The 14,864-nt window shown below is 44.5% G+C and carries 14 protein-coding genes; 9 read left to right on the plus strand and 5 right to left on the minus strand.

The features are described 5' to 3' along the window. Positions 1-36: 36 nt before the first annotated feature. Positions 37-2,100, minus strand: a complete 2,064-nt coding sequence (locus tag JK130_RS14900) for a TonB-dependent receptor (protein ID WP_218355124.1) — start codon at positions 2,098-2,100, stop codon at positions 37-39. A gap of 519 nt (positions 2,101-2,619) precedes the next feature. Here JK130_RS14900 and JK130_RS14905 point away from each other — a divergent pair. Beyond that, positions 2,620-3,843 (plus strand): cation:proton antiporter domain-containing protein, encoded by a 1,224-nt coding sequence (locus tag JK130_RS14905; RefSeq protein ID WP_218355125.1) that lies wholly within the window; start codon positions 2,620-2,622, stop codon positions 3,841-3,843. Positions 3,844-4,470: 627 nt separating this feature from the next. Here JK130_RS14905 and JK130_RS14910 read toward each other — a convergent pair. Both JK130_RS14910 and JK130_RS14915 read right to left on the minus strand, forming a co-directional pair. Next, positions 4,471-4,734: a DUF7218 family protein gene (locus JK130_RS14910; protein ID WP_218355126.1), complete on the minus strand. Its 264-nt coding sequence runs from the start codon at positions 4,732-4,734 to the stop codon at positions 4,471-4,473. 162 nt (positions 4,735-4,896) lie between these two features. Further along, on the minus strand, positions 4,897-5,319 hold the full coding sequence (locus JK130_RS14915; protein ID WP_218355127.1) for a CBS domain-containing protein: 423 nt from the start codon (positions 5,317-5,319) through the stop codon (positions 4,897-4,899). Between the two features lie 781 nt (positions 5,320-6,100). Between JK130_RS14915 and JK130_RS14920 the strand changes: the two genes are divergently transcribed. The 3 genes from JK130_RS14920 (at position 6,101) to JK130_RS14930 (ending at position 8,217) form a co-directional block, all read left to right on the plus strand. Next, positions 6,101-6,283 carry a hypothetical protein gene (locus JK130_RS14920; protein WP_218355128.1) on the plus strand — a complete coding sequence of 61 codons (183 nt, stop codon included), beginning with the start codon at positions 6,101-6,103 and terminating at the stop codon, positions 6,281-6,283. A gap of 401 nt (positions 6,284-6,684) precedes the next feature. Beyond that, entirely contained in the window at positions 6,685-6,879 is a 195-nt protein-coding gene (locus JK130_RS14925) for a hypothetical protein (protein ID WP_218355129.1), read from the plus strand. Between the two features lie 99 nt (positions 6,880-6,978). Next, complete coding sequence (locus JK130_RS14930; RefSeq protein WP_218355130.1) at positions 6,979-8,217, plus strand: cytochrome P450; 1,239 nt, start codon at positions 6,979-6,981, stop codon at positions 8,215-8,217. Positions 8,218-8,348: 131 nt separating this feature from the next. On the opposite strand, the gene JK130_RS14935 is transcribed toward JK130_RS14930, so the two are convergent. Together JK130_RS14935 and JK130_RS14940 are read right to left on the minus strand one after the other, a co-directional pair. Then, on the minus strand, positions 8,349-8,678 hold the full coding sequence (locus tag JK130_RS14935; protein WP_218355131.1) for a four-helix bundle copper-binding protein: 330 nt from the start codon (positions 8,676-8,678) through the stop codon (positions 8,349-8,351). A gap of 584 nt (positions 8,679-9,262) precedes the next feature. Beyond that, entirely contained in the window at positions 9,263-10,183 is a 921-nt protein-coding gene (locus tag JK130_RS14940; RefSeq protein WP_218355132.1) for an AraC family transcriptional regulator, read from the minus strand. Between the two features lie 229 nt (positions 10,184-10,412). Here JK130_RS14940 and JK130_RS14945 point away from each other — a divergent pair, with 229 nt between their 5' ends. The 5 genes from JK130_RS14945 to JK130_RS14965 all read left to right on the plus strand — a co-directional run bounded on the left by JK130_RS14945 (position 10,413) and on the right by JK130_RS14965 (position 14,801). Continuing rightward, the gene (locus JK130_RS14945; protein WP_218355133.1) at positions 10,413-10,568 is read left to right on the plus strand and encodes a hypothetical protein; all 156 of its coding nucleotides are present in this window, start codon (positions 10,413-10,415) and stop codon (positions 10,566-10,568) included. 117 nt (positions 10,569-10,685) lie between these two features. Next, positions 10,686-11,666, plus strand: coding sequence for an alpha/beta hydrolase (locus JK130_RS14950; protein ID WP_246587826.1), 981 nt, complete (start codon positions 10,686-10,688; stop codon positions 11,664-11,666). A gap of 36 nt (positions 11,667-11,702) precedes the next feature. After that, positions 11,703-12,839 (plus strand): (R)-mandelonitrile lyase, encoded by a 1,137-nt coding sequence (locus tag JK130_RS14955; protein WP_246587827.1) that lies wholly within the window; start codon positions 11,703-11,705, stop codon positions 12,837-12,839. Between the two features lie 423 nt (positions 12,840-13,262). Then, the gene (dusA, locus tag JK130_RS14960; RefSeq protein WP_343211009.1) at positions 13,263-14,309 is read left to right on the plus strand and encodes a tRNA dihydrouridine(20/20a) synthase DusA; all 1,047 of its coding nucleotides are present in this window, start codon (positions 13,263-13,265) and stop codon (positions 14,307-14,309) included. A 198-nt stretch (positions 14,310-14,507) separates the two neighbouring features. After that, on the plus strand, positions 14,508-14,801 hold the full coding sequence (locus JK130_RS14965) for a hypothetical protein (RefSeq protein ID WP_218355135.1): 294 nt from the start codon (positions 14,508-14,510) through the stop codon (positions 14,799-14,801). Positions 14,802-14,864: the final 63 nt, after the last annotated feature.

Here is a 14,864-nt window from a genome sequence, read left to right on the forward strand (position 1 = left end):
ATAAACCGTAGTCTGAACGACTGCCTGACTTCATTCTTAGTATTGGTATTCAACACTTATCATAAAATTACGCGGTCTGGCCGGAAAATACCGATCGCCACTAAAGGTAGAAAAATCAGCCCGCTCGGCATAGTTTTCATCCAGCAGGTTGTTAATTTGTCCATACAGAGTAATTTGAGGCGTTAGCACATGCCGGCTACGTAGATGAAAGACACTGTGTCCTTCATAACGATGCAGGTTTTCAGGATCGGTAAAGTACTCGCTGACAAACTGCCACTCAAGATTAACCTGAGTTTTATCAGAAATCAGGTAATCCAGACGGGTGTTGAATTGCGTTGCCGGGGCAGTATCTAAGTCGTTGCCATTGATATTGACTGTGTTTAACAACTGATCATGCTCGTAGGTATGCAAGGCATGCGACCCGGCAAAGGCCAGCTTCAACTGAGCCGTTAACGGGAAATCCAATGTGATTTCTATTCCGCGGCTCCAGGTTTCGCCATTGTTGATGTTGAAAAAGTCGCTGTCGCGATAAATGACATCGTCTTTGTATAACGAATACAATGAAATCTTATAGTCCAGCTTATCAAGCTGTCCCTGCGCGCCAATCTCGAAGTTAGTGGCAGTGACTGAATCTAAGTCAGCAATTTGTTGATCGCGCTGTAGGCGATATAACTCCGTTGCCTGGGGCGCCCGGTAGCCACGTGCCACGGTGCTGTACAAACGGGTTTCTGAATTCAGCTGATAACTAAGCAGCGCCTTGGGGCTGAAATTAGAAAAACTGTTGGTATCAGAATCAGGTCGCGAATAACGACACCCTCCTTTTCCGCACTCACTGCCGTCTTCCCGCGTGCGACCACTCAACATGTTGTTGGTATAATCATACCGCATGTGTTCAAACCGACCACTTAACTGTAAATGCCAGGTATCAGTGTGCCAGTTAAACGATGCATAAGGCGCATATAGTGTTGCATCAACATCATAGTCATAATGTTTACCGGCTGGCACAGTTTCGACTAAAAACGGCGAGCCTTGAGTTGGGCCGTCCTGAAACTGCAATAAACTGCCTTCGGTGTACTCGGTATCAAATCCAAAATCCCAGTAGGTGGCATCGGTGGCCGTAAATCGCGCCTGACTTAGTAAGCCTAAGCCTTTTTGTGCATTTTGCTCTAGTGGGGTCCCGGGCAAAAAGTGCATTTTGAAATCCATGTCCTGGTCGCGCAGGTAGGGCGTAACCGACAGCTCCAGCTTATCACTCATTTGCCATTGAACCCGGCTCCATAGCCGCAGTGCTGAAGCTTTACGAAAAGCATCGGGGTTTTCATTACTTTGTGACAGCGCGTCGCTTTCATACGCTTTGAACCCGGTGATATACCCGGCGGTTTCCTGTTCAAGATTCGTGTAAGTAAGGCCGGTCATAATATTAATATCGTCAGTATTATAGCGATAACGAACATTGACCTTTTCCTGATCCACGCCCTCGTCATCACGATAACCGGTATCGCGGGTAATACTGGCATTAACCCCCAGGCCACTGTCACCCCAATCTTTACCATGACGCAGCTTTAAACGGTTATACCCATACGAACCATAGTCATAGCCTAAGAGTTGAGGGTTACCGCGGGTGGTATCAGGCGTAATGACATTGATGACGCCATGAATAGCATTAGAGCCATATAAGGCCGAGGCCGGCCCTTTAAGCACTTCAATACGCTGCGCCATTTCTGTATGGGCTTCAAACAATTCGTTGATATTACAAAAGCCAGCCGCGCGTAAGGGAATATTATCTTCTGCAGCCAGTATACCGCCACAGGCTCCAGCTCCGGTTAAGACCGCAGAGCGCAATGCAGGAAGGTATTCCTGTCCATTGCCGCGCTGAACCCCCGCGCCCGCGATATAATTAAGCACCTGTTGAATATGCTGAGGTGACGTTAATTTCAGTTGTTCCTGAGAAACCGTTGAAATGACAATGTCGGAGTCGTTAAATGAATTGCTGATGCGCGAACCGGTTGTGGTAATTCGTTCAATATCTTCAGGAACCTGTGCCACTGTCGTTGCTGAACAAGACAAAAGTCCAAAGCACAGTGCCAGTCGAAATGTCATAAAAAGTCCTTTATTAATGATCAGAATAAAATGCTATACAGACAGCTATCATGCCAGTCTCTATGTAGCAGAGCCATATTGGTGCGATAATCGGCGTGTTTTTACGAGCTATATCTGTAAAGCGTGGTTGTAAGCAGTAAGCAACGTCGACCTAAGTTACCAGTACGAACTCTGATGTTGGAAAGTTCTGAACAATTATCTATCAAATATTCCCAGGGTAGTTGACAGATAGCTGCGGCGAGCCAATAGACATTGTTGGAAAACTCATGTCATCTACCCCCCTATAATTCAACTAAGTTGAAATTAGTGAGGCATATCTGCCACCGTATTTAAGTGATAAATTAATACGGTATAGAAGCACCTTTCAAGACCGCGTTTTTAAGAGAAAAATACACTATAAGTTTAAAATTAAAAGCTTTATAGTTGACTAAGCAGTCCGGTTTACAAGTAGTATTGGCTTATAAAAAGTAGAGTTTCCGACCTTTGATAATATTTGATAGTTAAAAAAGGGAATAAGTCATGGAACAACTTAATATTGCTCTGGCTGCCGCAGGCGGTACGGTATTATGTTTAGGCATGTTCACCCGATGGATTAACCGTTCGTATTTTTCAATCCCGCTATTGGCACTAATCAGCGGTATTTTGCTCGGTCCTTTAGGTACCGGCCTGTTGTTGCCAACGACATGGGGCGATAGCTTTAAAATTCTGGAAGAAGGTGCTCGTCTTACTCTTGGTATCAGTTTGATGGCTATTGCACTTCGAATATCCAGGAACTTTCTGTTTCAACACCGTACGTCATTGATTATTTTGCTTGGCTTAGGCATGCCGATGATGTTTCTTATCAGTGGCTTAATCGTTCACTGGACGTTGGGATTACCTTTTCTTATAGCATTGCTGGTCGGAGCTGCTATTTGTCCTACTGATCCGGTAGTCGCCAGCTCTATTGTCACAGGTGGGCTGGCCCGCCAGCATCTACCTGAAGCCTTTCGATATGGGCTCTCCACAGAATCAGCCGCCAATGATGGACTGGCGTATCCACTGGTTTTCTTACCTATATTTTTATTAGAGCCAAACGAGGATAGTCCCTGGCTTACCTGGTTGTGGGACGCCATAATGTGGCCCATTGGCGCAGCGGTTATGTTAGGTATAGGATTAGGCTGGGGCGTGGGGAAAAGCTTACTGTGGGCAGAGCATCACAAAACGCTCGATCACAAAGCGTTTTTAGCCACGAGCCTGGCGTTAACCATGCTGGCCCTGGGTTTAGGTAAATATTTTGGTACGGATAGCATAGTGGTTGTTTTCGTGGCTGGGGTGGTATTTAGCCAATTAGTCGGGGGGGCGGCCCGGGCAAAAGAAGACAACGTACAAGAAACCGTAAATCTGTTTTTTACTATCCCTATATTTATATTATTTGGTTTAATGCTTCCTGTGGAGCAATGGTTAGAACTTGGCTGGGGCGGTATCGGATTTACGATAGCCATCCTTTTATTCAGGCGCATCCCCGTTATCTTTTTACTATCTGGGCTAATGCCGCTTTGGAAAAGCTGGAAGCTTGCGTTATTGGCGGGACACTTCGGGCCCATTGGTATTTCAGCCCTTTTTTACAGTATGGTTATATTGGATAAAAGCGGGCATGAAATAGCCTGGGTAGCAGGCAGTTTAGTAGTGACCGCCTCATTGGTTGTGCATGGTATGTCCGCGGCGCCCTTGGCCAGGCTGTGGGCCAGAATTCACGAAAAATAACCAGGCACGGTATTCTTTGGTATCAAATACCCTCTCTGATTAAGCCGGCCAGCAACAGAGCGGGCTCTGCCTATTAATATAAAACATCGATAAGATAGAAACAGACCAGCACTTCAATGGGGCTGCCAGGCTGAAGATATATTGATGGTTTTGGGTTGCAGATATAATGATGATTATCGGCAAGTTAAGCTTGCTGTGGGTATAGTTGAATGTGAGACGCTATCGGGGTGTGGCTTCTACCCATTGGCAATTAAACCCGCCTTTAATCACCAAAATTAAGCATTGCACATTGTAAGCGGTATTGGGGGGGAGGGCTCCCCCAACTGAGTAAGGCCAAATTTCAGTATATCTACCTTTTATTGGCGACTATACCGGCATAAAAAATCAAATCATCTAACGAATACCCACGGGTGCACCAGGCTACATAGGCATTGCCTCAATATACTGCGTGTCATACCCGCATGCCAGACGCTAACTATCCATACATTGTAAATAGCGTGTGGACTCGTTCTGGGAGATGGTCAGGTCTAATACCCCAGACTTAACTGCCCGAAAATCCAGCCTAAGGGCATAATGGCCAGCTTCACTACTTTACAACGTCTTTAGCAGCTTACACTGAACACACAGTTAGTGGTTACGTAACGCATCAATAAGCTCGTCTTTATTCATGCTTGAGCGGCCTTCGATACCGACCTCTTTTGCTCTTTGATAAAGTTCGTCTTTTGAGCGCTCTTCATACTTACTGCTTTTTCCCCCTTTTCTTGAAGGCTGTTGATTGGAGTTATTCTGCGCATTGGCAATACGGGCAGACTTTTCCTTGCTGTAGCCCTGGTCGCGTAGCTCTTCATACGTATCGTCATTTTTAATCTGATTGCCATGGTCTTTAGTCATTACAAACTCCTTACTGTTTTAAAAAACAAAATATTGACTCATCAAACTTTCTGAACGTAGCCTACACTAAATTAATATTTAAACCTGAAACCGACTATTGATAGTCTGAATTCAGAAATAAGTATCGAGGCCTCTTAAAGACCTCGAGTAAGCAGAGGCGTGCTAGTGATAATGCTTGCAGCAATCTACAATCGATTTAGCTGTTTCATTGCTATCACATTTACTTGCAATATCGGCCAATGAAACAATACCCACAAGACGTTTGCTCTCTTGATTATCAAGTACAACCAAACGCTGGACCCCGTTTTTGCGCATATTATTTAGTACAGTTTCAGTATCATCATCTTTAAAGCAATAGAGTACGGGTTCACTGACAATTGACGAAATCTTATCCTCAAGAGTTTTTCCTTTTGCGATAGCTTCAATAACCAAATCCCGGTCAGTCACCGTTCCTATAAGTTTATCGTCTTCATAGATTGGCATTAACCCCGCTTTAAATTCGGCCATTCTATTTGCTACTTCTTTTACACTTGCTGTAGATTTAACGACTTCAGTATTTTTTGACATAACTTCATCAATTAACATTGCGCATCTCCATAATGTAAATGCCTGAAATTATTTTCAGGAATCTTCTAAGCATAAGCAAGTTCGATTCCATAAAGTTAAGGGAGTATTAAAAGAAGAAGTGGTAGTATTAATGGCTTTTTAATGCCGTTTATTTACTGAAAACATAGTCTTTTATTATTGTTATTTTCATCCTTTACAATAAAGTTTCCTTTTCTACCGGGCTTTAGGTGATGGATGAACCAAGTTTTAAAGCTTTCGCAGGTGTGGCAAAAAACCATACTCAACAAACCGTTATTCATCTTTCAATAAAGCAACCCTCAGCACTTAACTTCACACATTTCTATAGCTTGCGATTTTTAATGGTACTATTTTATTAGTTTTTTTGGACACGCAACTTCTCTGTAGTCATGCTCTTTGGGAATGTATTTATTGAACTGTATTTCCAGCTAAAGTATGTAGATGCGGCGCTAACTATATAATTTATTAAGCTAAAACTGAAAAAGGCTGAATGCTAAGAAACTCAATTTGGCTAATTTATAGGCAAAAACAAGGCTTTTTCTTCGATACAGACTTTCGGTGAGCTACGATCACTGAAACATAAAATTAAGTTTTTTTCATTATGTGAATAGACGAGGTATATGGATATGATTGAATCGTTACTACCTATGCTAGCAAGGAGGTAAAAGGTGGTTATGTTGGATGGAAAAAAGTAGTCAGCGAAGAAAGCCAGTATCAGTTTCAAAAGTTTACCTACATAATTGATGCACTAAGTAGCTACTGTAAAAGGGGTGCTTTGCGCGTGGTAGATATTACGGTGGTAAAAGATAACGAAGCGTTAACGGTACAATTGGATTCAGGCTTATCTTTGCAGTGCTTCCTCGACCCGCGCGGGCGGGTTAAATTAATACAAGCGGATACGAATGCCAAAGTTGAAGCCACCTTAGTATTGAATAATGAACATTGGGTTATTGATGATAGTTAAATGTTATTATCCTTTTTAAGCATTAATTTAACAGCATTTTATTATTACCTATTGCAGTACGATTAGTAATAAAGTGTCTGGTAAATGTTATTTGAAATGAAAGTGTGGGATTTTATTACATGTAAAGTGATAATTATTTCACATTCAAATAAGAACGCCTTTTTTATTCCCTTTGTAGCTGGTCGATAGTGGCGGCAAAAGAACCTTTACTGCTCGACCCTCACCGATAAAACAGACCAGACAATCAAATATAGATTGTAAGTGATGAGTGAGGCTGGCTACGCTTCGGTGCATTATTAGAGCCCGGAAAATTCAGAGCGCCCCGTGATGCCTATGAAGCCAGTTATTGTCATTCAGACGAGCGTCTTCAAACGCTTTTACCCCGGTGTAAGGTTCAGGTAGTGGTAAGCCATACCGGTGCAGATGTTATGGCCGGGGTATTAAGAAGGCTGGATTTGGGGCCCCAACGTACAGCATTTATAGGTTATCAAAATCACGGCGGCACGCTAAATCTTGAAGGCTTGCAAAAGGTTTACTCCCAGACTCCCGAAGATATTGCAGATATGGCGAAGCATATGATGAGTAATATAAATTAATTCAAAGCGTAAAGTAGGCGATGCTTGTGGCGTCGCCGGAAATCTGCGGTATTGTTAACCTGAAAAATAACCCAAAGACGCTCATTGAGGTTAAAAGCTATGGAAAGTTTCTTCACTAAATATCTTGATCACACACTGGCGCTATATCGGGATCCTTATCGCTATATCTCAAAGCTATGTAACAAACACGATTCAGATGTGGTTGAAACACGAATCTTAATGCAAAAATTTATTTGTGTAAGAGGCGAAGAAGCTGCCCGGTTGTTTTACGATAATGATAAGTTTAACCGGCAAAATGTGGCGCCTGGCAGAATAAAGAAAACCCTCTTTGGCGAAGGCGGGGTCCAGGGGTTGGATGACGCTGCTCATAAACATCGAAAAGCGATGTTTATGCAAATATTGGTTCCCGAAAAAATTGAGACCTTATCAGCTATCTCCCGACGCCGATGGAAACAGCTGAGTAGTGAAGGGGACGGCGCTAACAACGTTTGTCTGTATTCGCAAACACGTAAATTATTAACCCAGTCTGTTTGTGAATGGGCTGGGGTGCCATTGGCGCCGGACGAGGCTGGTCAAAGAGCAGCAGAGTTGGCTTCACTCTATGAAGACGCGGGGAGTATTGGCCTTTCTCATTGGAAAGCACGTCGCGCCCGAAAGCTCAACGAAAAATGGTTAATGGGGGTTATCGAAACGATTCGAGCAAACCCTGAAACAAATTCCGACACTCCCGCAGCAGTGATTGCTTTGCATCAGAACCCTGACGGCCAGCTTCTGGATGTGAATATTGCGGCAATAGAGCTAAATAACATACTGCGGCCCACTGTTGCCGTTTCTATCTATGTTTTGCAATGTGCCCACGCCTTAAAAAGCTACCCGAAATTACAGTCAGAACTACAACATGCTGCGCCCGAGGCACTGGACAATTTTGTTCAGGAGGTACGCCGGTTTTATCCGTTTTTCCCTTTTACTGTAGCCAGAGTTAAACGTACTTTTACATGGCGCAATCAAACGTTTCCTGTAGGACGTAAAGTTTTACTTGATCTGTACGGTACTAATCACGATGCGCGTATCTGGGATAGTCCAGACCTATTTTCGCCCCAACGTTTCGCCAATGCTCAGGATAATACCTACAGGCTGATTCCGCAGGGGGGCGGGGAACATTATCGTAATCACCGGTGTCCCGGCGAGTGGGTTACCATTGAACAGATGAAAATAGCCACCGAAGCATTGCTTAACTGCGAATATGAGGTAACCGGGCAGAATCTTGATATGGATATGAAAACGCTACCTGCCCGGCCCTCGAATAAGTTTTTACTTAAGCAGGTGCGTGCGCGGTAGGTTTTTTTATTATGCCTTTTAGCAGTTTGTAGTAAAAGTGATGACCCATGAATGCCATGGGCCATCACTTTACTTTAAAAATTGCAGACGCCATCAGGGCGCTTCACCCAGTCTGGCGTAACATTGCCTTTTTAAGCGGTCATAGAGCGACAAGCTTTAGCACATTCGCTACACGCGTCAGCACATTTCTGACAATGATCTGCTTCGTGCTTACTGCATTCCTCTGCACACATTTCACAAATTTGCGCGCATAACGAACATATTTTACCGGCGATGTCGCTATCGCGGGCCATAGCCCCCGCGGCGAGTCGGCACATTGCCGCACAATCTATATCATTTTTTATACACTGGGCCATGTCAGCAATATTATCTTCTGCTAAACACGCTGTAGAGCAATGGTCGCACGCGTCGGCGCAACGGTTACAGGCATCGATACAATCAGCATATTTTTCATGAGACATAATGAAGCTCCTTACTTTCACGTTAAATTGATAATTTCTCTACGCTCAATAACCACCTATAAAACTAAACTAATCGGCGATTAAAAGTTCCCTGGGGAAACTGATATAATAGCTGCGAAAGTCATGCCAAAATTAAATAAATTTTAAGAAGGCCAAAATAACCTAAGGGCGATATTTTTTGCGCCATGACCATGCTGACTTCGGGCAGTAAAAAGTCTCTTTTCTATATCAATAAAATGCTTGCCAAACAAAAGTAGCGATTACAGCGAACGATGATAAAAAAGGGGGAGCAATCATACAGTGCTTTTAATTATAGGTTTATTACTGCTTACCTAATGCTTGTTCATTTTTATTCCAGTTGTGCTCCTCAATGCAATGAAATATACGGAAAAACCAGAAATGACCGATTGTTTTATTTGCAATGGCTCATACTCTAGAGCGGAAGTTGGCAAAATATTAATAGATATAAAATACTTGGCTTTATCTGCCGGTTACTCTTGGGCAGATAATAAACACCGACACTGGCGTGAGAATATTTATTCAATACTCTATGAGCAATAAGTTTTCTTAAAGCTTACTGTGTTTCATGCCTGCACCAACCTTACACGAAGCTCGTTGATATCTTTTGCGGGGGAGCACCCATATAGACGCCCGTATTCCCGACTAAACTGCGAAGGACTCTCGTAACCAACCTGATAGGCGGCTGATGCAGCATCAAGATATTGCGTGAGCATCAACTTTCTTGCTTCCTGAAGACGAAGCTGTTTTACGTATTGTAGTGGACTCATGGCGGTCATATTACGAAAGTGATGATGAAACGTCGACACCCCCATATTGGCAATTTGTGCTAAATGTTCAACGCGAACCGGTTCACAGAAGTGTGACTTCAGCCATGATATTGCTTTTGCAACCTGATAAGTTTGCGTGCCCATTGCAGCGAGTCGGCGAAGTGTATTGCCCTGTTCGCCGATTAAAAGTCGGTAAAATATCTCCTTTCTTATCATTGGTGCCAGCATGGGAATATTTGTCGCTTCATCCGTAAGATTGATAAGCCTTTGAAAAGCGTTAATTAAGGTCGGCGTTAACTTTCCTGTCGCCATACCCCTCCCAGAGCGATGTGCTTTGGGAGGGGGAAGCTGGCTGTCGGTCATTAACTGGGTGATTTCCTGATAATCAAACGTCAATTTAAGTCCGAGGTAAGGCATTTCGTTACTGGCATCGATGACCTGTGCGACAACGGGGAGATGAACACCAGAAAACAGGTAGTGTTCCGTGTCGTAGGTGTAGTTCTCATTACCCAGCTGAACATGTTTCGCCCCCTGGGCAATAAGGCACACGCTAGGCTCATAGAATCCTGCAATAGGCTTGGCAGCATCGGTTTTCTTAAATACTGTCAGCCCGGGTACGTGTGTTAGCAAATTGCCTTCACTCTCCGTTAGCTTTGCAATACTGTACGCGAGTCCATCCATTTGGCTATTGCGATTCACCACTGAACCTTTATTCATACGAACTACCTATAACACTGAGTCTTTCATAAACTAGTATAGCGCTGCGTGTCTCATCGTTGTATAAATTCAGTCAGGCGCAAGAGAAATAGGCAATTAAAGAACAGGAATTGACTACTGTTTTTTGGTGTCTGATGGCTATGCTAATCGCCCGACACTAAATAAATGTGAATTGCTGATAGCATCAGCACTTATAGCGAAAGGGGTGAACAAGGCTGATTCTTTTTACATGGCACGAGGGACTTATGCTTTAGCGCAAGCCACGGAATTCAAAGTGATGCCCTTAATAGAAGGGTCGACTCACATCGAAACTTACTGGAAACCTGACTATGTTGAACAGGCAATGGTTAAACTCTCCAGTTTCTTTATAGATACGTTACGTTAAGGAAACAGCATGATGATTCAGATAAAGACCAGAAGTGCTAGGTTGCTACTGGCAGTGATAGCCCTCTTTATTGCGGCATGCACATCGACAAATCACAACTCAGCTTCTTCACCACTGATGATTGCCAAACAAGGCAGCTTCGCAGTTGGCGGCTCTGTGGTTGAGCGTGAGGGAGAATTCGACCCCATTGAACTTGGTGCTGAAGGACAAACGCTGCACGGTGATCACGCTTACGTCTTCTATCAGATTCCGGTAGATGAGCGGCGATATCCGCTCGTGATGTGGCATGGGTTCGGTCAGTTCTCAAAAACATGGGAGTCCACCCCTGATGGTCGGCAAGGTTATCAGAGTATCTTTTTACGCAAAGGGTATGGTGTCTATCTGATTGACCAGCCTCGTCGCGGAAACGCTGGGAAAGGCACTCAACCGGGTACGTATACCCCCGTGCCAGACGAGCAAAAGTGGTTTAATATTTTTCGGGTAGGGCAATGGCCTGACTATTTTGCCAACGTACAATTTCCAACTGATGACGCATCATTGGCGCAATACTTTCGTCAAATGACGCCGGACATTGGGCCGATTGATATTGACGTGAATGCCGATGCCGTCGATGCGCTGTTTAACCGTATAGGCGAGGGAATTCTGGTGACTCACTCTCATAGTGGCGGGATGGGCTGGCAGGCGGCGATGCAAAACCCAAATGTTAAAGCCATTGTATCTTATGAGCCAGGTAGTAATTTTGTGTTCCCAGAAGGAGAAGCACCTGCTCCCAAACAAAGTTCAGGCGGCGAATTAAGCGCCGTGGAAGTGCCCCTAACGGCGTTTCGTAAACTCACCACTATTCCCATTATTATTTATTATGGCGACAACATCCCCAAGAACCCGAGCAATATGCCAGGGCAGGATGGCTGGCGTGTAAGGTTGGAAATGGCCTATGAATGGGCAGATGCGATAAACCGTCATGGCGGTGATGCCACTGTTGTGCATTTGCCGAAGGTGGGCATATATGGCAACACACATTTTCCTTTTTCAGATTTAAACAATCTTCAAATCGCCCGATTAATGGCGGACTGGCTGAAAGAAAAAGGCCTGGATTAATCACGTAAAATAATACTGAACAATAAGGCTTACACTATGAATAGAGCGAGTTCGATAGCCACGACGCTCCTGTTGGCAGTGCGAGGGATGGTTTTTTATTTTCTGGCATTTAGTTATGCATATGCTGCAGAACCCGATACCCAACTTACTGACAGACAAAAGGCCATTATTCCTATTGCAGCGCTGACGGCGGCAGGCAACACGCAGGCGCTGGAACGCGCACTTAACGACGGGCTGAACAATGGGCTGACAGTAAATGAAGTGAAAGAGATCTTTATTCACTCCTATGCCTACGCAGGATTTCCACGTGCACTAAATGGTATTAATACCTTTATTAAGGTCTCGGAGCATCGAAAAGAGCAAGGGCTTAGCGATAAGCTGGGGAATGAGGCGACGCCTTTGCCGAGTGACTACAATGCAAATGCTTACGGCCACAAAACACGCAATGAACTGGTAGGCAGAGATATCTCTAATCGTACTTCAGGTTACGCTGCGTTTGTTCCAACCATTGATACGTTTCTTGTTGAACATCTTTTTGCCGACATCTTTTATCGAGATGTCCTGAGTATTAAGGACAGAGAGCTGGTTACCATTAGCATGCTATCAGCAATGGCAGGCGCTGAAGCCCAGCTTACCTCGCATTTGAAGCTTTCCATGCGAGTAGGATATACCGCTGCCCAGCTACGTCAATTTACCCACATACTTCAAGAAGCAGTAAGTGAAGACAGTGCCATCAGGGCACGAAATGTGTTAAATGACAAAATGGATATTACCTTCAAAGACACTCATTTGGCGGATGTTGAAGTCAACACAGACCAATCCCGTACAATTGGCTCCCCAGATAAATTTACCGGAAAGGCAGTAGTCAGTTCACGCTTTGCCTCTCCGGTGGGGGACCGCTATCGCGGGGCAATGGTAGAGTTTGAGGCGGGTGCCCGAACTGCATGGCATACGCATCCCAAAGGACAGACACTTATTATTATCTCCGGTAAAGGACTGGTTCAACGTGAAGGCAGTGAGACAAGAGCCATGCTTCCAGGCAATGTAATCACCATTGCACCTAATACCAGGCATTGGCATGGGGCTGCGCCTGACTCAAAAATGTCACACATTGCAATCTCTCCCCCCGACAATGGTGAAACCGTTACCTGGATGGAGTTGGTGACGGACTAGCACTTTTTTCTGGGTGGGGAAACTATTCTGCCCCCCAGTTTTTTGCTGATGACATTGTGCCGACCAGCACCCTAATCGAATTTAGACTGGGAGGCACAATGAATAGGACTAAAAGTATTGTTCTCGACCTTATGAGCTGTTTCCTTCGCCCATTTGTGGGCTGCTGCTTTAGTATTGAATGTTTTACTTTTAGAACACGTGATAATACCGCTTTGTTTCTGTCTAACCCTTGCGGTATAAGAAACTCCATTTTTTCTCGTTCCCTTACTTATGCTAATATTAGCCATCTGATTTAACCCGTTAGAGGGTGCGCAAAGCGGAAAATTACTCCCCCATTTGGGCACCGCGTTCCCTGAATGGGGACTAAAACCCGTGAAAAGTTTGATAATTTTAACAATAGTTTTGAGTAGAGGAATGCAGTAAGTGTCTGATACAAAAGGTTCAAGAAGTAACTTTGTAAAGCCCGCTATCGACAGGCGCTTTTCAGTGGCACCTATGCTGGATTGGACAGATCGTCATTGCCGTTATTTTTTACGTCAGTTGTCGCGTCACACTTTGCTTTACACCGAAATGGTCACCACCGGGGCGATTATTTTTGGGAAAGGGGACTACCTTGCTTTCAATGATGCCGAACACCCTGTGGCGTTGCAGTTAGGCGGAAGCGACGCAACAGATATGGCTCGCTGTGCCGTCTTAGCACAGGAGCGCGGCTATGATGAGGTCAATATCAATGTCGGGTGCCCGTCAGACCGGGTTAAAAACGGTAGCTTTGGTGCGTGTTTAATGGCACAGCCAGAAATGGTGGCGGCTTCGGTTAAAGCCATGCAGCAAGAGGTGGATATTCCGGTTACTGTAAAATGTCGAATCGGCATTGATGATATGGACGAATACGAAGACTTCTCCCGCTTTATCGATATCGTAGCTAACGCAGGGTGCGACACTTTTATTGTCCATGCCCGCAAGGCTTGGTTGAAAGGGCTGAGCCCGAAAGAAAATCGCGAAGTCCCCCCACTTAATTACCCACGGGTGCATCAGCTAAAACAGGCCTATCCTGAGCTGAATATCAGTATTAATGGCGGTATTAAAACGTTAGAACAAACCCGCGAGCAATTGCTCCAGGTCGATGGCGTTATGATGGGTCGTGAAATTTATGCAAACCCATATCTGCTTAGTCAGGTAGACGCCACTGTGTTTGATGATGTATATGAAATCCCTTCACGAGCTGATGTAGTGCGTATTATGCAACAATATATTGAGCGGCAAACAGGGCCATACTTTAAGCCCTGGCATGTAGCCAGGCATATGCTGGGGTTGTTTCAAAATCAGACCGGCGGCCGAATTTGGCGCCGCTATTTAAGCCAGCATGGAACCGGTAAAAATCCGGATCCAAATTTATTGATGAACGCTTTGGGCCAGGTTGAACATGCACAGAAAGAGGCCGCCGAATATCGCCAAAGTCAGGCTGGTTAAAAATGCTAACTAATATAGTCATTTTGACCAAATAGTGATGCGAGTAATTTTTAACCGCCCTTGATTAACTTCTTAAAATAAAATAATGCCAACAAAAACAGCACCTTGAAAAAGTTCAAGGTGCTGGCACACCTTTCGCAATCCTCTTGGTAACGGCAAAACAGTTTGCCTACTTAACCAAAATCTGAGGATAACCCCATGAAAGCCACACAATTTTTTACCGCTGCCCTTTTTGCTACTTCTGTTGCTTCTGCGCCGGTAATGGCCCAGCAGGTATCGGTAGAAAAAGTAGTAGGCACCATGATTGATAACCTGATGGTTCAGACCAGTTACGAGATGCAGTTGGACGTACAACAAGCTGTTGCTAACACCGTTTATTTCTTTGAACCGCAGGTTACCGACAGGCTTCGCGGTAATGTAAGCATTCAGGATCTTTCGGCTTCATTGCAACGTGAAGATGAAAATGCTGACGCCAATGACCAGCAACTATAGCGTAGTAAATTAAATATAAAGAGCAGCCCGAGCGCTGCTTTTTATCTCTGCCATTTTTGCCGG

The sequence above is a fragment of the Alteromonas lipotrueiana genome, from assembly GCF_019249245.1.
GTDB classification, from domain to species: Bacteria; Pseudomonadota; Gammaproteobacteria; order Enterobacterales; family Alteromonadaceae; genus Alteromonas; species Alteromonas lipotrueiana.

What these genes read in the sequence shown, in the direction of transcription:
- JK130_RS14900 (WP_218355124.1), bottom strand. Translation starts at nt 2,100, where the DNA reads ATGACATTTCGACTGGCACTGTGCTTTGGACTTTTGTCTTGTTCAGCA.
- JK130_RS14905 (WP_218355125.1), top strand. Translation starts at nt 2,620, where the DNA reads ATGGAACAACTTAATATTGCTCTGGCTGCCGCAGGCGGTACGGTATTA.
- JK130_RS14910 (WP_218355126.1), bottom strand. Translation starts at nt 4,734, where the DNA reads ATGACTAAAGACCATGGCAATCAGATTAAAAATGACGATACGTATGAA.
- JK130_RS14915 (WP_218355127.1), bottom strand. Translation starts at nt 5,319, where the DNA reads ATGTTAATTGATGAAGTTATGTCAAAAAATACTGAAGTCGTTAAATCT.
- JK130_RS14930 (WP_218355130.1), top strand. Translation starts at nt 6,979, where the DNA reads ATGGAAAGTTTCTTCACTAAATATCTTGATCACACACTGGCGCTATAT.
- JK130_RS14935 (WP_218355131.1), bottom strand. Translation starts at nt 8,678, where the DNA reads ATGTCTCATGAAAAATATGCTGATTGTATCGATGCCTGTAACCGTTGC.
- JK130_RS14940 (WP_218355132.1), bottom strand. Translation starts at nt 10,183, where the DNA reads ATGAATAAAGGTTCAGTGGTGAATCGCAATAGCCAAATGGATGGACTC.
- JK130_RS14945 (WP_218355133.1), top strand. Translation starts at nt 10,413, where the DNA reads ATGGCACGAGGGACTTATGCTTTAGCGCAAGCCACGGAATTCAAAGTG.
- JK130_RS14950 (WP_246587826.1), top strand. Translation starts at nt 10,686, where the DNA reads ATGATTGCCAAACAAGGCAGCTTCGCAGTTGGCGGCTCTGTGGTTGAG.
- JK130_RS14955 (WP_246587827.1), top strand. Translation starts at nt 11,703, where the DNA reads ATGAATAGAGCGAGTTCGATAGCCACGACGCTCCTGTTGGCAGTGCGA.
- JK130_RS14965 (WP_218355135.1), top strand. Translation starts at nt 14,508, where the DNA reads ATGAAAGCCACACAATTTTTTACCGCTGCCCTTTTTGCTACTTCTGTT.